Genomic DNA, 21255 nt, shown 5'->3' with positions numbered 1-21255 from the left:
ATGCCGCATTCCCCTTCATTGCAGACGCCCCTGCTGGACATCTCCGGGCTGTCGATCCGCTGCGGCACAAAGACGGTCGTCAACCACCTGTCCTTGCAGATCGCGCGTGGAGAATCGGTCGGTCTGATCGGTGAGTCCGGCAGCGGCAAGTCCATGACATCGCTGGCCATCCTTGGCCTGTTGCCAGCCGTGGCTAAGCTGTCGGGGTCGATTCGTTACGACGGACTCGAACTGGTCGGTGCGCCCGACGCCAGCCTGCGTGCGCTGCGGGGCCGACGCATCGCCATGGTGTTCCAGGACCCGATGAATTCGTTGAATCCGCTGATGACCGTGGGCGTGCAGATCATCGAAACCCTTCGCGCGCATCGGCCCGAGCTTCGCGTGGCCGACGCGCAGCGTCGTGCGCAGGCGCTGCTTGCCGAGGTGGGACTTTCCACGCCGGACCGTCAGTTGGCCCGCCATCCTTTCGAGCTGTCGGGTGGCCAGCAGCAGCGGGTCATGATCGCCATGGCGCTGGCGTCCGAGCCGGAATTGCTGATTGCCGATGAGCCCACCACCGCGCTCGACATCAGCACGCAGGTCCAGGTGCTGCAGCTGCTGCGGCGCATCCAGCGCACGCGGGGCATGGCGATGCTGTTCGTGACGCACGACCTGGATGCGGTCGGCGCGATGGCCGATCGTATCGCTGTGATGCGTCACGGCGAGGTGCTTGAATGTGCTGCCGTCGGCGAGGTGATGCGACGGCCTGTTCATCCGTATACGCGTGGCTTGCTGGCCGCCCGGCCACAACCGATGCCTGCGGCCGCACCTGCCTTGGCCGCGACGGCATGCGCTGTCGAACTGGACCGCGTCTGCATCGCCTACGGGTCCCGCCGCGTGGTGCACGACATCGACCTGAAGGTCGGCATGGGCGAGGCGATCGGAATTGTTGGCGAGTCGGGCTCGGGCAAGAGCACGCTGGCCCGCGCCATCATGGGCATGCTGCCGGTCGCTGCGGGCACGCTCCGGGTTATGGGACGCGACCCCGCCGATCGGGCGAATCGGCTGGCATTCGCGCGATCATGCCAGTTCGTGTTCCAGGACACGTCGGGCAGTCTGAATCCGCGCCGTACGGTCGGGCAGGCCCTGGCGGAACCCCAGACCATTCATCGGCTCGGCACGCCTGCGGATATCGTTCGGCGCAGCGCGGGGTTGCTTGCCGAGGTCGGCCTGGATGCGGGCCTGCTCAAGCGGTATCCGCACGAACTATCGGGTGGCCAGCGGCAGCGGGTGGTGATTGCACGGGCGTTGGCGACCGACCCGCGTCTGCTGATCTGCGATGAACCGGTGTCGGCGCTTGACGCCACGGTGCGTGCGCAGGTGCTGGCGCTGATCGACAGGTTGCGCAAGGAACGGCAGCTGACCCTGGTGTTCATCGGGCACGACCTGGCGGTGATGCAGAGCGTGGCCGAACGCACGCTGGTACTGCATCAGGGCCGCGTGGTGGAGCAGGGTGACACGCACGCCGTGTTCTCGGAGCCGCGCAACGCCTACACCCGGTCGCTGGTGGCGGCGGGCAAGTGGGCGCGCGAGATGTGCGAAGCGGCCTGATGCTACTTCGCCTGGATCCGCTCCGGATACATGTCGAAGTTGCGGCCATCGAGCGTGATGCGCACTGCCTTCATCACCATGTCCTTGGGATTTTGCGACCGGTTGCCGAGCACCTTGATGGTGTCACCGGCCTTGGCCGACTGACCCGTAAAGCCGGACCGTTCGGTCTGGTTCGGGTTGCCCAGGTCGATCTGCCAGACGACGCCATCGGTCGCCTTGACCTTCAAGGTGGGGTGCGGCGGCGCCATCGAAATCGTCTGGATCGTGCCCGACAGTTCGGTCTGCTCGCCCTCGGCCCACGACCACCCGTGGTGCGCGAAGGCTGGCAGGGTGGCGCAGGCGGTCAGGGCGGCGGCGGCCCAGTGGATCAGGTGGCGTCGTGCAGTCGTGCGGGGAGTCGGGATCGGTGTCATGAAGAGCTCCTGGGCAATGCGCTCGTCTGATCCAAGCGCGGTCCTGACCATGCTAGCAGGCTATCGCGCCCCGACCGGAACGTAGGCGTCCCGGTTGTCGCGCAGCCAGGCATGGGCCAGCCCGCTCTCGTGTTCCGACGGATGGAAGTCGCTGGAAAAATACCGTCGCCACGCTGTCAGATTCGCGCCGAACAACCCCTTGCGGCCGAGCAACAGGCGCGCGGCGCTGGCCCACGTCGACCGTTTCCACAATTGCTTTTCTTTGTTGAGATTCGCAACGGTTTGGCGCAGCAGGTCGCGCAGGAACATCGACGTGGTGACCGCAAACCAGCGCTTGCGGGCTTTTTCCGATCCGCCCGCCGCACGGTACAGATCGAACGCGGTGGTCTTGTGTTCGGACTCTTCGGCGGCGTGCCATAGCCACATCGTTTTCAGGCGCGGCTCGGCGCCATCCAGGACGTCGGGGTGGGCCAGCAGCCAGTCCGCGAACATGGCCGTGAAGTGTTCGTTGGCGGCAGTCACCGCAAGCGCATGGCGGGAGTCCATTCCTACAAGCCGCGTCGCGCGCTTGGCGGCGCGTGGCGTCCAGCCGTCCACCAGTCCCTGCTGTTCCAGGTGGGCGTTGAACAGGCTGTGGATGCGCCGGTGCGTGGCTTCCTGGCCGATGAAACCCTTGACCTCGGGCTGCCAGCGCGCATGCGCATCGGGGGGCAGGGTGGCCAGCACGCCGCGCAAGGCGTCGATAAAGAATTGCTCGCCGAACGGAAAGCTCATCGACAAGGCATTGAAGAAGGCGGTTGCGAACGCATCGCCGCCACACCAGGTGCGCGGAATGGGCGGCTGCAGGTCGATCAACAAACGGCGGACGACAAGATCGGTCATCGAAAGGCTCCTTCATGACGCGCGGCATGATGTCAGTGCGAATGGTACGATCGCGTACCAACATCATGCGACCGACTTCTGGTACTGTCAAGTACCAATCCACTCACGATGTTGCCCCAATGGCTTCTGCTGCGTCCCGCGTAAAGACTGACCCACCCGACGCTTCCCTGCCGGCTGCCGTGCCGCATGAGCACTACTTGCGCCTGCTGGGTGGCATGGCGCAGGCCCTCGCCGCGAAGGGCTATGCGGACACGAGCATCGCCGACATCGTGCGCGAGGCCGCCGTGTCGCGCCGGACGTTCTACGAGCATTTCGAGACCAAGGCGGACTGCCTGCTTGCGCTCTACGCAATGGCCAGCCAGCAGGCGCTGGCGGCGCTGCAGGGCGCCGTCGATCTGTCGCGCCCTTGGCAGGACCAGGTCGAGACGGCATTGACGGCCTACCTGGATTTCCTGGCGCAGGATCCGCGTCTGCTCAAGACCCTGTTCGTCGAGATCCTGGGCTGCGGCTTGCCGGGCCTGCAGGTGCGGCGGCAGGCCAATGCGCAGATCGCGGCCTTCGTGCAATCGGCCACGGTCAACGCGGACGGCCGCAGGCTGCCCGCCGACATGGCGATGGCGGTTGTTGGCGGCATCAACGAGTTGATCTTGCAAACGATCGAAGCCGATGCGTCGGCAGGCCTGCGCCACCTGGTCGGTCCGGCGACGCGGCTGGTGATTTCCGTGGCGGGCGGGCCGCGCTAGCGCCGCGCCTATACTTTCCAGGCGCGGTCGTTCCGCGCTTCGCACCCTGTCGTTTCCCTTCAGAAGGTCGACCCCATGTCATCGCCAGCCGCGCCGCAAGACGTTCCCGGACATACCCACATCGTTCGTCCTGCCGACATGCCGTGGCAGGCGACGCGCTTTCCGGGCTGTGAGATCAAGGTTCTGCTGTTCGATGCCGCATCGGGCCTGCTGACCTCGCTGATGCGCTTCGCGCCGGGCGCGACCCTGCCCGACCACGAGCATGTGCTGATCGAACAGACGTATCTGCTGGAAGGATCCCTGGTGGATCTGGAAGGCCCGGCCGAGGGCGTTGCCGTGGGCCCCGGCGAGTTCGTCTGGCGCGAACCCGGCAGCCGGCACTCCGCGTGGTCACCCGATGGCTGCGTGACCCTGGCGATGTTCCAGGTGCCCAACAAGTTCTACGAGAAAGACGGCCAGGTCGTGGACATGGCCGGCCGCGCCTGGGACGCGATCTGGGGGAAGCGGGGGTAGCCCCGTTTCCCCAATTTCACATCACAACGCCAGGTCGGCGTCGGTCTGCTCTTTCTTGCGCTGCGGCACGTTGCCGGTGGGCGGTGCGGGCGGCGGGGTCAGGTCGATGGTGGGCGGCGTCGTCAGTTGCAGGGTGGACGCGGTCGCGTTCCATTCCTGTTGCACGCGGGCCGGGCTGCCATTCAGCGTCGTGCCGTAGCTGGGCACCAGGTCACGCAGCTTGGCTTGCCAGTCGGGCGAGGCGACCTTGTCCTTGAAGACCTTGCCAACCAGGTCGAGCATGATCGGGGCGGCGGTCGACGCACCGGGCGAGGCGCCCAGCAGGCCGGCGATGCTGCCGTCGGCCGACGTCACGATCTCGGTGCCGAGCTTGAGCACGCCACCCTTTTCCTTGTCGCGCTTGATGACCTGCACACGCTGACCGGCTTGCCACAGGCGCCAGTCTTCCTTCTTCGCATTCGGGAAGTATTCCTTCAGGGCGTTGAAGCGGTCATCATCGGATTGCATGAGCTGACCGGCCAGGTATTCGACCAGCGGATACTGCGCCACGCCCACGCGCATCATGGGCCAGACGTTGTGCATCGTTGTGCTTGTCAACAAGTCCAGGTACGAGCCTTCCTTCAGGAACTTGGTCGAGAAGGTCGCGAAGGGGCCGAACAGGATCACGCGCTTGCCGTCGAGCACACGCGTATCCAGGTGGGGCACCGACATCGGGGGCGCACCCACGGCGGCCTTGCCGTAGGCCTTGGCCAGATGCTGCTGGGCCACGGTGGCGTTCTCGGTCACCAGGAACGAGCCGCCAACCGGGAAGCCGGCGTAGTCCTTGGCTTCCGGAATGCCGGACTTCTGCAGCAGGTGCAGCGCGCCGCCGCCCGCGCCGATGAACACGAACTTGGCGTCGGTCTGCGAGGTCTGGCCGTCTTTCAGGTTCTTGTATTCGACCCGCCACGTGCCGTCCTTGTTGCGCGTGATGTCCTTCACGTCGCTGGACGTCTTGAGCGAAAAGTTGGGCGTGCCTTCAAGGTGGCCAACGAATTGGCGGGTGATCTCGCCAAAGTTGACGTCGGTGCCGATGGGCGTCCAGGTCGCGGCGATCTTCTGCGCGGGGTCACGGCCTTCCATCATCAGCGGGACCCACTTCTTGATCTGCTCCGGGTCTTCGGAATATTGCATGCCCGCGAACAGGGGGCTGGCCTTCAGGGCCTCGTAGCGCTTGCGCAGGAACGCGATGTCTTCATCTCCCCAGACGAAGCTCATGTGCGGCGTCGAGTTGATGAAGGTGCGCGGGTTCTTCAGGACGTTGCGGTTCACCTGCGACGACCAGAACTGGCGGGACACCTGGAAGGCTTCGTTGATCTCGATGGCCTTGGAGATGTCGACCTTGCCGGTCTTGTCTTGCGGGGTGTAATTCAGTTCGGCCAGTGCCGAATGGCCGGTGCCGGCATTGTTCCAGCCGTTCGAGCTTTCCATGGCGACCTTGTCCAGGCGCTCGACCATTTCCATGCTCCAGCCCGGCTCCAGTTCGTGCAGCAGGACGCCCAGGGTGGAACTCATGATGCCTCCGCCGATCAGGAGCACATCGACCTTCTTGGTTTCGGCCGCATGCAGCGGCAGGACGGCCACCGACGCAACCAGGCCCAGCATGGCCGGGATCATTCGCTTCAACATTGATTGACTACCTTCTGAACAGATACGACAAGGACGAGCCGTCAGGCAATTGCCTGGGACTCGTTGATCTGTCTCCTGCACCAGCTTTGGGATTTCAAGGAAATACCGTCAGCGTCCGGCGCAGCACTATTTTTGGTTCGTGCGCTGCGGGCCGGCACTCGGAGCCCGGGCGAGCACCTGTCGCGGGGGCGGCCCGGCGCGATCCGGGCGAATGGGGAGCGGCGTTGTAGCGAACGCCGCATGGAACCTGGGGATTGTACCAAGAATGCGCGGGATAACCCTGAGGCTATCCCGCGCGGGCCGATCAGCTCTTCCGTGCCGACCAGCTCTTGCCGCCGCCGGCGGTGCCGGTCATGGCATTGCCTTCGACCATGCCTTCGTAGCGGATGCCATTGGAAGTGAAGGCGATTTTCTTGCCTTCCAGCTTGGCGTCGCTGATCGCATTCGTGCCCAGCGTGCCTTCCAGGTTCTGGAACGATTGCTTCAATGTCAGGCGCTGGCCGTCCAGCTGCCATGTGCCGGCCGCCTTGGCGGGCACCACCCACATCAGGGCCGTGCAGTAGTTGGAGCAGCCCTGGCTGACGGTTTCGGAACGGTCAGGCTTCCAGTCGCCCATGGGGAAGGAGTTGGAGACGACGCGCGTGCCGGCCGGCAGTTCAAGCAGCTTGGGACGCAGCCGCTCGTTGATCGTGGGCAACAGGAACATGGTGATGACCGTGGCTTGCGACAGGTCGATCTCGAACAGGTCGGCGGTCTGGAAGGTCGCCATCTTCGACACGCCTTCCTTGTCGGCGTTGGCGCGGGCCAGGGCGGCCATGTCGGGGTTGTATTCGACGCCATGGGCTTTCACCCCGCGTTTGGCTGCCGTGATGACGGTGCGCCCGTCCCCCGACCCCAGATCCAGCACGGTGTCCTTCGGGGTGATGTTGGCCAGTTCCAGCATCTTGTCCACGACCGGTTGCGGCGTCGGGACCCAGACCACATCCTTGCCGGCCTGTCCGACGTCGGGGGTATAGGTGTAGCCGGGTGACTGCGCCAGGGCTGTCGTGCCGAAGGCCAGGGCGGCGACCAGCACGGCGGCGAGCGCCGGGCGGTTGCGGGTACTGCGGGGGTGAACCGAAGCGGTGGGCAGGACGGACGGCGTAACGAACGGGACAGACATGGCGACTTTCCTCTGATGGCCCTCGGTCGGGCGCGGGGTTGGCAGGATCCTCGGTGCGTGGAGCGGGTACCGCCCACAGCAATACCATGGCTGACAGGAAGCTGACTATCGACCGTTTGTTAAAGTTTTTGCAGCCGCCTCCCGGGTGGTGATGGCTGTCCGGGGCGGCAGCCAGACTTCGATGGTGGACGGCGTGCTGGGAAAGCGCGCCGCCAGCGGGCGAGGCGTGACCGGCCCCGGCAAGGTCAACGTCTGCCGCGCCACGGGCCACAGGTAAGCGGCGCATGCCGCGGCATCGTTGCGGTGATAGCGGATCGTCGGTTCGGTAACCGGTGTCAGGTTGGGGCGGCCGCGCGCCTCGGCCGATTGCTGCACGTTCTCGATCGGCTGGAAGCGCGCCTGAATGGCCGACCACGGTCCTCGCAGCCGCAGGGCCGCGTCATACGATTCGCGGTCGTAGACCTGCACGAAGATGGCGACATCACTGCACGCAGCGCGCGCTTCGGCATCGATGACGGTGGGTGGAGGCGGGGCGATGGGCCTGGCGGGCAGGGCCGCTGGTGCGGGCACGCTGGCAGACGCGACGACCCTGGCGTCGGTGGCGGGAAACGGCTCCAGGGCCGACGGCGCAGGCGCTGCGGCAGCCGGACTGCTGTCCGCGATGGCAATGTCGCTGCCTCTGTCCCGCGCGAACCGGCTCAGCCACAGATCGTGCGTGTTCAGGCCGGCCAGGCGTTGCAGGTACTGGAAGCCGTCGTTGACGCCCGCCATCACCGTGCGGACGATGGCCTCGCCGGGCACGCCGAACGCGAATGTGCCCAGCCGGCATCCGGCCGCGGGTGGGTCGACCGCATCGGTGATGGTGACCGGCATGGCTTCCAGGCGCAGGTCCTGCCGGTACCGGTCGCACGGGTGCAGCAGATGCGGCGATGCCCGGGTGGTGTAGTCGTAGGCCCAGTAGGTTTCGTAGCGCTGCGGCGGCCGTTCAAGCAGGGGGCCAAGGCAGGTGTTCACGGTGCGGCTGGCCGGATTGCCGACCGACTGCAGCAGCACGGCGCACGACCGCGACGCCAGCACATCGAGCTTGCGGCATTCCGCAAAAGCGTCGATCGCGATTTCGCGCGCGAGCCCGGGCTGCTGGAACCACTCGGCCTGCCCGTGGGCGCAGATACGGTCGGCGGTATACAGCAGCGTGGTCGCCAGACGCGACACGGCTTCGACGCGTTGCGGCGTGTCCGAGGCGCGAGCTCGCTGCGTTTCCAGCCAGGTCGACGACAGGCTGGAAAGCGCCGTGCGTTCGGTATCGACGCTCTTTTCCCGCGCGGTGCGCCAGGCTTCCAGGCCCTGCCAGGCCGATGCACCGATGGCCGCGACCGCGGTCAGTCCGACTGTCGCCTTTACCGTCGACACGGCGATACGCGCCGGAATGCGCGAGATCGCCTGCATCGGTGTCGCAGGCGCGCCGGCCGGCACGGCGTTCTTGTCACGCGTCAACGCCTTGTCGAGGGTCGAGCTCGTGTCTTGCACGAAGTAGGCATCGGGCGCCGCGGCAATGCAGTTCAACAGATCGATCGACAACGCCTTGCCCATCTCCTGTCCAAGCAGGAAGTAGCTTTCCCATTGCGACTCCGAAAAGAACTGATCCGACGTCGGCTCTTGCGGAAAGTAGGGATTGGCGGCCTTGAAGTTGACGAGGTCCACCGGCAGGCCGATGAAAAAATTCGGCTTCATGTAGATCAGGATGCCGGGGTGCAGCGGATCTTCGGCGTAGATGACGGTGGCCAGCGCCATGCACGCATTGCTCTTGGACGAGGCCAGATCATCAATGGTGCCGAACTGCGCCAGTTCGGCCACGGGCGGACTCAGGCGCAGGTCGGGCGGATTGCGGGGCCGCATGAAACGGATGTCGGCATTCAGGTCGATCCGCGCCTTGCGTACCAGATTCTCAAGGTCGCCGAATGCATAGGTCGGATCCGCGCCCGCGTCGGAAACGACGATGACCCGGCAGCGCTCGGCCAGCAGCGCGTAGGCGCCCGTGTTCTCGAAATGCCCGCCGTCGGTCAGGAACCAGTCGGGTCCTTGCGTGCCCTGGAAGCGGCCGCGCAATTCGTTCAGTATGCGTCGCGATTTGCCGGTCCACGCGTGCACCGACCGGGTGTCCTCGCCATTGCGGCGCTCGTTGCTCCACCAATACCCCAGCCGCAAGCCCGCGAACATGGCCAGCGCCGAGATGCCGCCCCGCGTCAGCGCACCCAATGCCGGCGCGATGGCTGCGCCTGAAATGGCGATGAAGGTTCCCAGGCTCAACGGTTCTTCGCGCCGCATCTCGGACCAGTTCTCGATGCCCTCGCGCATGTAGCCGCCCGACACGATGGTCAGCGGCAGGCCCTGGCGGTCGCGGTTGAAGATGCCGCCGCGCGGATCATTGGTCTGGTTCACGCACATGGTGATCAGGTGCACCGGACCTCCGGCATCCATGGGCCGGTAGTCGTTGATCGCGACGTCATCATCCAGATGCACTTCTTCGACTTCGCTCACGACCTTGCCCAGCGGCAGGTCGGCAGGGACCGGGGTGAGCGTGCCTTCGTCGAGCGGGCCCGCCGCTTCGAAGCGGCGGTAATTGGCCGCGCCCAGATAGCTGCGCACCAGGCGCGCGCGGTAGAAGGAATGCAGCGACGACAGATTCAGGAATTCGATATTGCGTCCGGTCACCGCCAGGTAGATCGCCATCGGCAGCATCAGCAACACCGCCACGGTCAGCGCCGGCCAGAAGGCCAGCGTGGTGCGATCGAAGTACGCGCCCAGCACCGCGCGATAGGCCAGCGACATCCAGAACGCCGCCAGCAGCGCGACGATCAGATAGCCCAGTCCGCGGCCAATCAGCAGCCCGAGGCGCACGCCTGCGGTGGGATTCGTCAAGCGCGATGCAAAGGGCAGGGCGGCCCGCAAGGCCGGCGCCACGATGGTCAGCACGATGCCGACCGTGGCGGTGTCAAAGCCACTGGGCTCGAACGCCAGATGCCACGCGAATCGTTCGACAATGCCCAGCGCCAGAAAGGCAATGCCCCATCGAAAGGTATTCGACAGGCGCTGCGTCAGTACACTGAGCACATCGGCCGCGGCCGAACTGGCATCCGGCAGCCGGCGGCGCGCCTTGATCCAGATGCGCTGCGCATACAGCGCGCCCAGCAGCCAGCAGAACATCAGCGCGACCATGGTCACCCACAGCCCTTCGCGCACCACACTGCCGGGGCGCCCGGGGGCCGTGTCGAACAGCGGGTGCAGGGCCACGATCGCGATCATGGCCGTGATCACGACGGCGAATGCGCGGTGCGACGCGCCTCGTTTCCGCACATACGGAAAACACCAGAAGGCCGACGTCTGGATGGCCCCGATCACGGTGAACACGGCCAGCGCAATCCACGGCACCGGCAGCCACGGCGACAGCCAGCGAAAGGCGTCGAAGAAGGTATCCCCGCCTATCCATCCCAGCGCCGCCAGCCCTGTCCACGCGAACAGGTTCACGCAGGCCAGGAAGATGCCCGCCAGCAGGGCCAGCAGCGCCAATTCGAAATGCACGGCCAACACGTTGCGCACATACAGCGCCACGATCAACGTGCCATCGAGCACGCCGCTGGGAATCAGATACCGCCCGTTGGCGCGCAGCCACCACGTCGTCCATGTGGCTTCGTCGCGCGCCAGGCCTTCCTGCACCGCGCGGGCCGCATCGCCCGTCGATCCCTTGTCGGCATCCACCACGGCTGCCTTGGCCCGCACCCGATCGAACAGCCGGCCTATCGTCGCCCCCGCATACCCGCCGCCCGACACCGTCGACAGCAAGTCGAAGCGCAGCAGCATCTTTTTCTTGGCCAGTGCGGTGACCAGGCCCAGCGCAAAGGTCGCGCTGCGGATGCCTCCCCCTGACAGCGCCAGGCCCCACTTGTTGTCATGCCCTTCCGGCAGGTCCGGGTCCTGCAGGATCTTGCGGCGCCGGTCCACCAAGGTGTCGAGCCGCTTCACTAGAACCCCCGCAGTTCGTCGACCGGTGTGGACAGTGCGCCCCCGGTAATGCGCTCCAGCGTGCGGGCGACCACGGCAACATCGTTGTCGAAGCTGCCGTGCGCGGCCTTCTGCTGGGCCGCTTGTCCGTTGGCTTCAGTGCCCACGCGCACCTTGGCCGTGTCGACTACATCCAGCACCTTGCCCTCGGCATCATCGAAGGCCTTGCGCCATGCCGACAGCGCCTCGGCGGTATCCGATGATCCGTCCCATCCTGAGTAGTCCGGGTTCCAGATGTTCGACAGGCCAAGGATGGGCGTGCGCAGATCCGCTTCCAGCGCATTGGACACCAGGTACAGCAGCGACTTGCGGTAGATGGCGGACACCGTATCGGCGCGTTCCACCTCATCCGACAGCACGTCCAGAAAGAGACGGTTCATGAAGCGCGAGTCGCTGGCGTAATGCTTGTTGGCAAACGGCACGGTGCATGCCGGCGCGTACAGATGGATCGAGGTGACGCGATCGGCCAGGGCGCCCCGCATGCGCAGTGCACTGAGCAAATGGCCAAGGATGATCGACCCGGCCGAATGCCCGACCAGATGCAATTCGAATTGATCGCCCCAGGTCTCCACCAAAGCCGCCAGCGCGTCGAGCAGCAGTTCGCCGCCGCGCCGCGGGGCAAAGGCCAGCTCCGCGTTTTCTTTCATCTCTGACCATATCGGGCGCGCCAGGGGGCGGGCAAAGGTCTTTTCGATCAGGGCGTCCGATGCATCCGTCCACGTGCCGGCCAGATCGCCCCGGGCCGCCGGGGTCCGCACCGATTCGGACAGCATGCCCTGCAACGATTCCAGCAGCCCGGTTTTCCAGACCAGGAAAAGCGGGTAGCAGCCGTTGGCGACGAAGTACCGGCCCATGGCGCTGGCCCGGTCGATCGCCGCCTTTTCGCTGTTCAGACCGCCGTGCGCATACAGCACCAGCCGCTTCTTCTGTTGCGCGGGTGTCGTGCGGAACCATTGGTCGGGCAGGGCATAGACCTGCTGCTGCAGCTTGCGCGGCTTTTCGTCTTCGCTTACATACCGCATCACGCGGCCATCATTGCCCAGCACAATGCTGTGCTGATAGGCCACCGAGGCATCCCACCATTTGCTCTTGTCGATACTTGCGCCGGCGACACCACTGCCATCGCGATTCGATGCGACCAGCCGGCCCTCGATGACGCCCGCGACGCCCAGCGCCACCACCCACGCATCCATCGCGTTGGCCAGCCAGTCGCGATACGACAGGATCGCAAAGCCGCCCGCGCCCCAACTCGGGCCCCAGGAATTCTGCACGATGAACCCGCGCGCATCGAAGCCGACCAGCGCAAACGCATGGCCGTCGACCTGCGAGGGGCGGCCATCGAATTCGATCTCGGGCAGGTCCTGATGGCTGGTCGGGCAACCGCCCGTATCCGGCACATCCAGCCAGCCATCGTGCGTGAATGCCGATACGAAGACCGCGCCGTGCTGTCGCAGCGCCGCCTGCATGTCCGTGATGGACCGCGTCTCGACACGGTAATAGACGCCCAGCGTAGTACTGGCCGCGCGCTTGGCGTAGCCGTAATGCGGCGGGTTGGATTTTTCGGGAGAGTAGGGCCAGTCGTCTTCCAGGCAGACCCCGTGGCTGAACCACGCCTTGATCGCGCCGCGGCAGCTCGATCCTTCGTAGTTCTCGCCTTCGTATTCGTCGTAGCGGCGGGCCAGGGTGTACAGCATGCGCGGGCTGACCGAGATGAAATCCTTGTCGGGATGCCCGGACTTGATCCACCGCAGATAGTTGATGACGCAAGACAATCCGAAGCCGGTGCACGCGCCTTCGCGTCCCTGGTCCAGTATCAGTCCGACCTGCGTGTAGCGCGCCAGATAGGTCTGCACGTCACTGGAAGACGGGAATTCATTGGGCAGGCTGATCGCACCCGGCTGGTACAGCCGGTCACGCAGGTCGTCGGTGTCCTTCTTGGTCTTGGCGCTGGTCAACGACGTTCGGCGCGACGCGAACGTGGGCGACTTGCCTGCGCCCACGCCATGCGTCTCCGTGCTCCATGCCGTCTTGGCCAGCGCGAACACGCTGCGGAACCGGTCCAGCCCGTGGCTGCCGCCATTGACGCACTTGCGCGCGGTGGCAAGGTCGCCCTTTTCGCACGCGGGCCGGAACTTGCCGGCCACGTCGCCCAGAAAGGTCGCCAACAGCAAGGCGGCCACTTCGGGCGCATTTGCCAGGTCGGGCAGCGTCTCCAGCGGAAAGTCGATCTTGGCGCCGTATTTCCGATAGTTGAACTTGCCCGTCAACTGGACGAAACCGCGGCCGCGATAGCGAAAGCCGTCACCCGGCACATCGTTGCCCAGCCGGCCGTCATACCGATTGAACGGCGCCGCGCCCGGGTCGCTGTTGAACTTGGACGGAAATTCGGTAATGGGCACGAAGCCCTCGGACTCGGACCGGATCGTGCCCAGCGCCCCCAGCACCATCGGCGGATCGGTCAGGTCGCACACGCCCAGCGCCGCTTCGATGTAGGGCAGGTAGCGCGCGATGTTGGCCGGCTTGGTTGCCGGGAACAACCGGCTGACGGCAGCCACGGTCAGCGGCGTGCTGGCGAACTTGCCGCCCTGCGGCGGAATCATTTCCAGCAGCACCTGGCACAACGGACCGACGACGCCATCGGCAATCAGCCCGACCCCCGCCTGCCATCGGCGGATCGCGGCGTCGAAGTCCGCATCGATCGTTTCCATGCCTGCAAGATTCGGAAAGTCGCCAGCGTCGTCACCGAGTTCGCGCAACAGCGCCTCGGCCAACCTGCCAACTTCCGCCCCGGTAGATCCCTTGATCAACAGCATCGTCATTGCCAACTCCCTTTGGTGAGTCGCAAAACTGAGCAGATGGGACGAGCCGCGCGCTCGCTGGCACGGGACTCCTGGTGCGGTCGAATGGAATCTGCAGGACGCACCCATCCACTCGGCCGACACGCTGGCCAAGGAGGTAATCGAATGGTGTAAGAGGTGCCCCGACAGTGAAGATGCGCCGCCAGACCGCGAGGCAGCGTGCTTAGACTATTCCGTCAATCGGTTGAGAGATATCGTCCAAAAGTTTGAGTCTGTTACGGGGCTCACGGTCGCAGGGTTGCGCGCATCAATCTTCTTCACGCTAAGACCGGCGGGAATCAACGCCCTTATATACGCAGACCTAAGTTGAATTAGCACAATTCGGAACATCAGCCAATGCTGTCTGTTGTTCGGATTAACACGGCCGCCAGAGTTACTTGAGACGATCGAGTCCATTTACAAGCCAATGAAGTCGGCTTTCGATACAGACCGAGTCCTGGCGCAAACCTCGTATCCTTCCGCACTGCCTACGTCGTTGGTGTTCCCTTCTATCGTACTAAAAACCTGACCAGTGAGGGAAAACCCAAGGCCAGCATGACTCCAATCGTTAGCCGACTCCCGAATTAAAAAAATAAACGAGTTTCCGAGCTGAAGCTTCCTATCGGAATTAACAAATAGTCCTGATCCTTGTACAAACCTTCCGGCGTCTTTTGCCTGCGTCGCAAGCTCATCGCAGCTTAATGAACCCCTAATCGGAGATGGAACTTCCAGTTCGTCCGCTGCTTGATGAACAACGAAGCTGGCAAATCCAGCGCACCACTTCCACTTAGCACCTTCGTGCCCGCCCGTATAAATACGAACCCAAGGCCCACAATTATCGCCTCCAAACTCCCGGGGATGAACTGCTAGATGATTTGCAGCGATACTTCCAACACGATCACCGAGATTTTGTCCAACTCCATCCGAAAGTGCGCTTGCCATAGGAGACACCAAAATGTTCCAGGTTTCTTCCGTTAAAATTCCTGTGGGATCAAATGCTTTAGCCAATTGGAAATTCTTTAATGCGGCTTGAGTTGCTGGGCCAAAATCGCTGTCTATTGGTGTCGAGCAGTCATGATAGCAAAGCCACTCCTGAAGTCGTTTTACTGCAAGTCCTGACGAGCCAGTTGACTGTTCGCCAGTGAAAGTTAGCTCGTTTAAAACAGCTGTTGGAATATGCGTTGTTTTCATGATTTTGCTCTTTCAAAAAATGTTGACGTTGAGGAGCTACTGCCAAACAAGTAAACGCAAAAAACGTAGATTGGGATAGCTTTATTGAACCGCCTGAGTTGAATTTGTATCGTTGAGCGAACGACTTGGGATGGCCACCGCCAGCTTATCCGCCAGAAACTTTCCCAAAGTAATGCTGAAAAGACCGACGATAAGACCCCCGCTGAAATCTTGTAGCTTGAAAGATATCGGAAGCTGGAAAGCCATTAATCCCGCAGAAAGGGTAATTAAAAGAATAGTAACTATCAACCCGTTCACGGCGTACGCAATGGAAACGATGAACCACTTGACACATAAGAATGGAAGTTTAGAAATTAATGCAGTCAGCTCGTTTTTCTGAGCGACATAGATTATTTTGGAAACTATGACAAATACGATCAGCAACAACGCGCCAAAAAAGCCCCCAGCAATAGTGTAAAAGGGCGATGTTTTAAGCTCGGCTTGCAAGGAGTAGTTGGTTTGACCACTTTTCATGCCGTCCGCGAAATAGATTAGGTTGACTGTCATCTTGGTCGGGCCTGAACGAAAAGTTATATGTTCAAACATGGTGGGTTTTCTGCCCGGCCGAAGGTAAACATCCAATGTGTATGCAGAGTTCGGCTCCACTTTAATCTCGCCAGTGGTTATCTTACTTTGGCTGTACAGCGAAGATAATGATCCGATGATATAAACATTCCAGTCGCTAATGGTTAATCGCTCATTTCTTGTGTTTTTGACTATTATTCGTCCAGAGATTGGTCCAGGAATGTAGTCGGTTTCGTCCATTGACAGTGTGACCTGTACGCCGTCACTAACGTTTTCCGCAAGGGCAATGTTCAATGTTTTTCCGACGATTTGTTCGGCTACCTCAGTTTTCACGGCTTCGCCCGCGGAAAGAGCTGAATTTTGAAATACAAGCAATAGTAGAATTAAAATTTTTGTCATCGCTCAATCCCTCACTCGCCATTCTTGCAAAATTTCTTGGTTTCTATCGCGCGCTTTTTCAGTGCTCTATATGATTGCAGGGTTTCGCGCTCGGGGATGTTTGACATCCATACATTGAGCTTGTCGGCTACAGTTGTGAAGTGTTCTCGGCAGTCTGCCTTGCACCAACCATTGGTATAATCAGGCAGTGGTTTGACAGCAGCGGGAACCCAGTTGGGGCAAGTGCGGACGGCTTCTAACCATCGAACCGCTGTCAGATCTAAGAGATGTGCCGGATCGAGATTTGAAAGAAAGTTCTGCAAATTCAGCAGGCCTTTAGTTTCCTGCAACGACAATTGCCAGAAGACATTCGATTCTGCGTCGACCCCCTTGGCGTAATCAGTTTGCAACGCCTCCACGCCAAGCGGATTTTTTTTGGTAGATTCCGCACGTAGCCTATCAAGGGTCTTGTCTCTGTATAGCGCTAAAGTTTTCAGCTCAGAATTTTTATATTCTCTTCTTGCAGTCGGTCCAAAATCCGACGAATCAGCCATTCTATGGAGAAGTTGTGCTCCTTCCCAGAGATAGGTGCGCCATGTTTCGGCGTCTATGGCAGTTCCGAGTGAAGGAGGTGTAACAAGCGCCCGGTCGAAACACTCCGCAGTGGTCCGCGGATAAATCTGTTGATTCTCACGGAGATATCTCAACGCCTGAGGTGACGAGTTGAAAATAGGGCATGGCTGCGAATGCACATCTCTCAGATAACTCAATGCGGTAAGGAGAAAGCAAAAAACAACCAAGAGTTTGCTCATTTTTTCCCCGCTATCTTCGATCGTTCCCGCTTTTCGGCAGCAGCAGTTTTAACCGTACGAATACGAGTCGGAGGCTCATGAAGCAAATTTGCGACCTAGCAAGTCGCTAAAGTCAGGCTTAATGAGAACAGACTAGGATTCTTATTGGAGTGCTAAGTCGATTGTTGGAGAAGAAGTTGAGAAACTACGCCTCGAAATTTTGTAGATAAAGCCCGATTTTGATTTAGTGCTTATTTTTTGTTGCGTGTATTGCCGGTCGATGGTAGACCGGGCGTCCTTGCGTGATGCCGCCTTTGCTTAACACACTTCAAATTTCCAATCGGTCTGTCAGATTCCCGATTCAATGAATTCCAGCACGTGTTTCCCCAGCACCTCTTCGTGCGTGTTGAAGTGCGCGATGATCGACGTGTGGTTATGCCGCGGCAGCCAGACGAAGCGCGGCGCGCGCCGTCGGACTTGCGAAAGGGTCGCAAAGAGTTCGGCGCAGTGCACGTCGATCAGCGGGTTCTCGTACTGGGCGACGGCGATCATCGTGGGCAGGGATTCGGCCGATACGTGACTGATCGCGGAACCCGCGGCCATGTCGTCGACCGACGTGCCGTAGTAGGCCTCGACCCGCTTTGCGTTGGGATTTTCGGCGGAGTTTTCGGCGCGCACGCGGCCGGATACGACGATCAGGCCGGCCAGGCCGTGACCGCCTTCAGGGTGGTAGCGGGCGTCGTAGGCGTAGTGCGCGGAGTGCGCGCCGCCGGCCGAGTGGCCCATCAGGAAGATGCGGTCCGGGTCGCCGCCATAGTCCGCGGCGTGGGCCTTGACCCAGGCAACAGCGGCGCCGATGTCTTGCGTGCCGCTGGGAAAGGTGTGCGTCGGCGCGAGGCGGAATTCGACGTTGACGCCGACGATGCCGTGCCGTGCAAAGTACCAAAGCACGTTGCTGTAGATCTCGTCGGTGCGATCCTTGTCGCCTTCGACAAACGCGCCGCCGTGCACGAACATCAGGATCGGGCGGAGCCCGTCGTTCCTGGCATTCGGTGCATACACGTCCAGGCGTTGGCGCGGGTCGTCGCCGTAGGGCAGGTCACGGTGGGCGGTGCCTTCCTTGGGCGCGTCTTTCAGGACTTCGGAGTAGGCCTCGATCATCGTGCGAACGTTGGCCTGGACGCTCGATCCCCAGCGGGGACCGATCTCGTCCATCAACCGGTACAGCGACTCGGGAATGCGGGGAAGGGTTGTCGTTGTCAATCAATCCACCTTGCCGATCTTCTTGACGGCAGCCACGACGCGTTCAGCGTCGGCCTTCCAGTAGGTCGCGAATTCGGGTGCGTCCATGTATTCGATCGGGCTGCCCAGGTTGCTGAAGACCTGCTTGAGCGCGGGGTCGGCGGTGACCGCACGCATGGCGTTGCGCAGGGTGTCGATCACGGCGGGCGGCGTCTGCGCCGGCGCCATCAGGGCGGACCATTGAACGAATTCCGCGTCGTAGCCCAGCGACTTCAGGCTGGGCAGCCCGGGGTAGGCGGGCAGGGGCTGGCTGCCCCAATGGGCCAGTGCGCGCATCTTGCCCGTCTTGATGAAGTTGCCGGCATTGGCCGGGCCGCTGGCTGCCGTCTGGATCTGGCCGCCAAGCAAGGACACCATGGCCGGCCCGCCGCCCGAGAAGGGCACGTGCGTGATCTGCGCGCCGCTGGCCGCCTTGAACATTTCCATCGGGATGTGCATGGCGCCATACACGCCTGACGACCCATAGTTCAGTGCGGTCGGATGTTGCTTGCTGTCCGCAACCAGATCGGCCACCGATTTCCAGGGGGCATCGGCACTCACCACCAGCAGGTTCGGGTCCGCCGTCACGCGCGCGATCGGCACGAACTGATCGAGCTGGAAGGCCGGCTTGCGGCCCAGCAGGCGGTCCGCTTCGGGCAGGCCGGAAATGGCCGACAACGTCAGCAGCAAGGTGTAGCCGTCCGGCTTGGCGCGTGCGACAAAACCGGTCCCGACCACACCGCCGGCACCCCCCTTGTTTTCAACGATCACGGATTGCTTGAGCACTTTACCCAGCGCGTCGGCCACCGGCCGGGCAATGTTGTCGGCCAGTCCCCCCGCGGCGTACGGGACAACGACGGTGATCGGGCCGGCGGGATAGTCGGCGGCAAATGCGGTGCCCGGCACAGTCAGGGCAGCGAACATCAAGGCAGCGAAACGGGGTGTGGGCATGGGGGCGGTTTCCTGATGGTGCAACGCAATAGACGCAACCATACTGCGGCGATTCACGTCCTGTCACAATCGATATATAGTCAACTTGGTTTACCAAAACTCAACGATAAGGACGCCATGAAGCTGCCGCCGCTGAACCCGCTCAGGATGTTCGAATCCGCCTCGCGCACCCTGAGCTTTACGCAGACGGCGCGCGAACTGCACGTGACGCCCGGCGCCGTCAGCCGGCAGATCAAGGTGCTGGAAGATTTTCTCGGAATGCGGTTGTTCGAGCGCGCCAATCGTGAAGTGCGGCTGACGCCGGGCGGTCTTCAGTACAGGGACGATCTGCACGGCGCGTTCGAACGCATCGAACAGGCCACCGCAAAAGCCCTGGCCCCGCCCGCCGCCAAGCCCCTGCAGATCTGGTGCCAGATGACCTTTGCCATGCGCTGGCTGCTGCCGCGCATGCCGGCATTTCACGTGGCCCATCCGGATCGCGACACGGTGTTCACCACGTCGTTCAAGCCGCTGCGCACCTTGGGCGACGCCGACGTCATGATCGGCATTGGCCACGGCGATTGGCCGGGCGCGATCTCGCGCCGCCTGGTGGATATCGAACTGTTGCCGGTGTGCAGTCCGCAGTTGTTGACCGGGCCCAATGCGATTACCACCCCACGCGACCTGGCGCGCCACACCTTGCTGCAATCGACCGCGCGCCCGGATTACTGGCGCCGATGGCTGGACGCGAATGGCGTCGGCGATATCGATCCCACGCATGGCCTGACGTTTGAAAACGTCGCGCTGGCCTACCAGGCCGCGCTGCAAGGGCTGGGCGTGGCGATGGGGCAATACGCGCTGGTGAAAGATGACCTGACCGCAGGCCGGCTGGTGGCGCCGTTCGACAAGCGTCTGCTTATCGATTCGGCGTTCTATCTGGTGTATTCCGAAAGGCTGGAGTACGACCCGCATCTGTGCGACTTTCGCGACTGGTTGCTGGAAGAGGTGGCCAAGGGGTGACGACGCGGCGCCGGGCGTAAAATACGCCACCCCCGGCCGAATGACCCTGGTCGTCGGCCCTCCCTTCGCTCCTGATACTTCCAATGACCCCAACTTCTCTCGACGCGCGGCGCGCGCCCAATCCGCTCGTCGGCATCGCCGTTTTCGTCCTTATCGCGGTGGCCGGTCTCGCCTACGTGAAGTGGTATCCCTATTACAACCGCGCGTTCGTTGCGGCCAGCAACCATTCGATTGGCAACTCGATCCTGATGGGAACGGCCGCGAGCGCGCCCGCGCCGTCGTGGTCCGCGGCGCTGGATTACGCGCTGGTCTACGGCAAGGCCATCTGGCAGGCCATGGTGCTGGGACTGCTGCTGGGTTCTGCCGTGCAGGCGCTGTTGCCGCCGCGCTGGATCGCCAAGGCCTTGGGCGGTGCGGGTTTTGGCAGTGTGTTCGTGGGCGGCATGATGTCGCTGCCCGGCATGATGTGCAGCTGCTGCGCGGCGCCGGTCGTGGCGGGGCTGCGCGAGCGGCAGGCGTCGCCGGGCGGGGCCGTGGCGTTCTGGCTGGGCAATTCGGTGCTGAACCCGGCCACGCTGGTCTTCATGGGGCTGGTGCTTGGATGGCATTGGGCCGGACTGCGGCTGGTGCTGGGCATCGGCATGGTGTTCGGCCTGGGGTACCTGATCAACCGCATGGTGTCGCCCGCGGAAGCGGCGGGTGCGCGCGAACGGACGGCGCATCTGCTGGAAGGCACTGCCGGCGATCCGACCCTGTCCGCTGGCGACTACTGGAAGCAGGCGTTCACGCGCTGGGGGCAGATCCTGTGGCGCATGACGATCCGGCTGGTGCCCGAGTACATCGTGCTGGTGCTGCTGCTGGGCGCCGCGCGCGCGTGGCTGTTCCCGGTGATCGGTCCGGACATCGGCAATCATCTGATCTGGATCGTGGCGCTGGCCGTGGCGGGTGCGTTGTTCGTGATCCCGACCGCTGGCGAAGTGCCGATCATCCAGGCGATGCTGTCGCTGGGGATGGCGGCGGGTCCGGCGGGTGCGTTGCTGATGACCTTGCCGCCGATCAGCCTGCCGTCGCTTGCGATGGTCGCCAAGTCGTTCCGGCCGCGTGAACTGGCCACGGTCGCGATTGGCGTGGTGGCCTTCGGGCTGCTGGGTGGCGCGCTGGCGGTGGCCTTGGGCTTCTAGGCCTGCCCGGATTAAGTGTCACCCCTTGATTCAGGGCCGGTTCCTGACTCCG

16 protein-coding genes are annotated in these 21255 nt (G+C 62.8%); 5 read left to right on the top strand and 11 right to left on the bottom strand.

The genetic code is table 11. The features are described from left to right. Entirely contained in the window at positions 1–1590 is a 1590-nt protein-coding gene (gene nikE, locus HD883_RS14705) for a nickel ABC transporter ATP-binding protein NikE (RefSeq protein WP_179584175.1), read from the top strand. Between the two features lie 2 nt (positions 1591–1592). Here nikE and HD883_RS14700 read toward each other — a convergent pair whose 3' ends face one another. Both HD883_RS14700 and HD883_RS14695 read right to left on the bottom strand, forming a co-directional pair. After that, entirely contained in the window at positions 1593–2003 is a 411-nt protein-coding gene (locus HD883_RS14700) for a DUF6152 family protein (RefSeq protein WP_257022210.1), read from the bottom strand. A 60-nt stretch (positions 2004–2063) separates the two neighbouring features. After that, positions 2064–2885, bottom strand: a complete 822-nt coding sequence (locus HD883_RS14695; RefSeq protein WP_179584177.1) for a metal-dependent hydrolase — start codon at positions 2883–2885, stop codon at positions 2064–2066. A 119-nt stretch (positions 2886–3004) separates the two neighbouring features. Between HD883_RS14695 and HD883_RS14690 the strand changes: the two genes are divergently transcribed. Then, positions 3005–3628 (top strand): TetR/AcrR family transcriptional regulator, encoded by a 624-nt coding sequence (locus HD883_RS14690; protein ID WP_179584179.1) that lies wholly within the window; start codon positions 3005–3007, stop codon positions 3626–3628. Positions 3629–3703: 75 nt separating this feature from the next. Next, positions 3704–4141, top strand: a complete 438-nt coding sequence (locus HD883_RS14685; RefSeq protein WP_179584181.1) for a cupin domain-containing protein — start codon at positions 3704–3706, stop codon at positions 4139–4141. 21 nt (positions 4142–4162) lie between these two features. Here the strand turns inward: HD883_RS14685 and mqo are convergent, their stop codons facing one another. From mqo to HD883_RS14640, 9 genes are all read right to left on the bottom strand, one after another. Then, a complete protein-coding gene (gene mqo / locus HD883_RS14680) occupies positions 4163–5809 on the bottom strand; it encodes a malate dehydrogenase (quinone) (protein ID WP_179584183.1) in 1647 nt (548 codons plus the stop codon). Between the two features lie 304 nt (positions 5810–6113). After that, on the bottom strand, positions 6114–6971 hold the full coding sequence (locus HD883_RS14675; RefSeq protein WP_179584185.1) for an SAM-dependent methyltransferase: 858 nt from the start codon (positions 6969–6971) through the stop codon (positions 6114–6116). A gap of 105 nt (positions 6972–7076) precedes the next feature. After that, positions 7077–10991, bottom strand: a complete 3915-nt coding sequence (locus tag HD883_RS14670; protein ID WP_179584187.1) for a patatin-like phospholipase family protein — start codon at positions 10989–10991, stop codon at positions 7077–7079. Continuing rightward, the gene (locus tag HD883_RS14665) at positions 10991–13849 is read right to left on the bottom strand and encodes a C1 family peptidase (protein ID WP_179584189.1); all 2859 of its coding nucleotides are present in this window, start codon (positions 13847–13849) and stop codon (positions 10991–10993) included. Before HD883_RS14665 ends, HD883_RS14670 begins: the two co-directional genes overlap by 1 nt. Positions 13850–14284: 435 nt before the next feature. After that, positions 14285–15058 carry a peptidoglycan-binding domain-containing protein gene (locus tag HD883_RS14660; protein WP_179584191.1) on the bottom strand — a complete coding sequence of 258 codons (774 nt, stop codon included), beginning with the start codon at positions 15056–15058 and terminating at the stop codon, positions 14285–14287. 81 nt (positions 15059–15139) lie between these two features. Beyond that, a complete protein-coding gene (locus HD883_RS14655; protein WP_179584193.1) occupies positions 15140–16021 on the bottom strand; it encodes a hypothetical protein in 882 nt (293 codons plus the stop codon). Positions 16022–16032: 11 nt separating this feature from the next. Next, positions 16033–16812: a hypothetical protein gene (locus HD883_RS14650; RefSeq protein WP_179584195.1), complete on the bottom strand. Its 780-nt coding sequence runs from the start codon at positions 16810–16812 to the stop codon at positions 16033–16035. A 327-nt stretch (positions 16813–17139) separates the two neighbouring features. Then, entirely contained in the window at positions 17140–18054 is a 915-nt protein-coding gene (locus tag HD883_RS14645) for an alpha/beta hydrolase (protein WP_179584197.1), read from the bottom strand. Beyond that, the gene (locus HD883_RS14640) at positions 18055–19023 is read right to left on the bottom strand and encodes a Bug family tripartite tricarboxylate transporter substrate binding protein (RefSeq protein ID WP_179584199.1); all 969 of its coding nucleotides are present in this window, start codon (positions 19021–19023) and stop codon (positions 18055–18057) included. It abuts the gene before it with no gap. 117 nt (positions 19024–19140) lie between these two features. Between HD883_RS14640 and gcvA the strand changes: the two genes are divergently transcribed. Continuing rightward, a complete protein-coding gene (gcvA, locus tag HD883_RS14635) occupies positions 19141–20022 on the top strand; it encodes a transcriptional regulator GcvA (protein WP_179584201.1) in 882 nt (293 codons plus the stop codon). Between the two features lie 83 nt (positions 20023–20105). After that, entirely contained in the window at positions 20106–21203 is a 1098-nt protein-coding gene (locus HD883_RS14630) for a permease (RefSeq protein ID WP_179584203.1), read from the top strand. The last annotated feature ends 52 nt before the right edge of the window (positions 21204–21255 follow it).

Origin of the sequence: Pigmentiphaga litoralis, from assembly GCF_013408655.1 — a bacterium.
Classification (GTDB): domain Bacteria; phylum Pseudomonadota; class Gammaproteobacteria; order Burkholderiales; family Burkholderiaceae_B; genus Pigmentiphaga; species Pigmentiphaga litoralis_A.
This window is presented reverse-complemented; position numbering and strand designations above follow the sequence as displayed.

Bases quoted from the DNA above. Each gene is read 5' to 3' on its own strand.
- nikE (WP_179584175.1), top strand. From the start codon at position 1: ATGCCGCATTCCCCTTCATTGCAGACGCCCCTGCTGGACATCTCCGGG.
- HD883_RS14700 (WP_257022210.1), bottom strand. From the start codon at position 2,003: ATGACACCGATCCCGACTCCCCGCACGACTGCACGACGCCACCTGATC.
- HD883_RS14695 (WP_179584177.1), bottom strand. From the start codon at position 2,885: ATGACCGATCTTGTCGTCCGCCGTTTGTTGATCGACCTGCAGCCGCCC.
- HD883_RS14690 (WP_179584179.1), top strand. From the start codon at position 3,005: ATGGCTTCTGCTGCGTCCCGCGTAAAGACTGACCCACCCGACGCTTCC.
- HD883_RS14685 (WP_179584181.1), top strand. From the start codon at position 3,704: ATGTCATCGCCAGCCGCGCCGCAAGACGTTCCCGGACATACCCACATC.
- mqo (WP_179584183.1), bottom strand. From the start codon at position 5,809: ATGTTGAAGCGAATGATCCCGGCCATGCTGGGCCTGGTTGCGTCGGTG.
- HD883_RS14675 (WP_179584185.1), bottom strand. From the start codon at position 6,971: ATGTCTGTCCCGTTCGTTACGCCGTCCGTCCTGCCCACCGCTTCGGTT.
- HD883_RS14665 (WP_179584189.1), bottom strand. From the start codon at position 13,849: ATGACGATGCTGTTGATCAAGGGATCTACCGGGGCGGAAGTTGGCAGG.
- HD883_RS14660 (WP_179584191.1), bottom strand. From the start codon at position 15,058: ATGAAAACAACGCATATTCCAACAGCTGTTTTAAACGAGCTAACTTTC.
- HD883_RS14655 (WP_179584193.1), bottom strand. From the start codon at position 16,021: ATGACAAAAATTTTAATTCTACTATTGCTTGTATTTCAAAATTCAGCT.
- HD883_RS14650 (WP_179584195.1), bottom strand. From the start codon at position 16,812: ATGAGCAAACTCTTGGTTGTTTTTTGCTTTCTCCTTACCGCATTGAGT.
- HD883_RS14640 (WP_179584199.1), bottom strand. From the start codon at position 19,023: ATGCCCACACCCCGTTTCGCTGCCTTGATGTTCGCTGCCCTGACTGTG.
- gcvA (WP_179584201.1), top strand. From the start codon at position 19,141: ATGAAGCTGCCGCCGCTGAACCCGCTCAGGATGTTCGAATCCGCCTCG.
- HD883_RS14630 (WP_179584203.1), top strand. From the start codon at position 20,106: ATGACCCCAACTTCTCTCGACGCGCGGCGCGCGCCCAATCCGCTCGTC.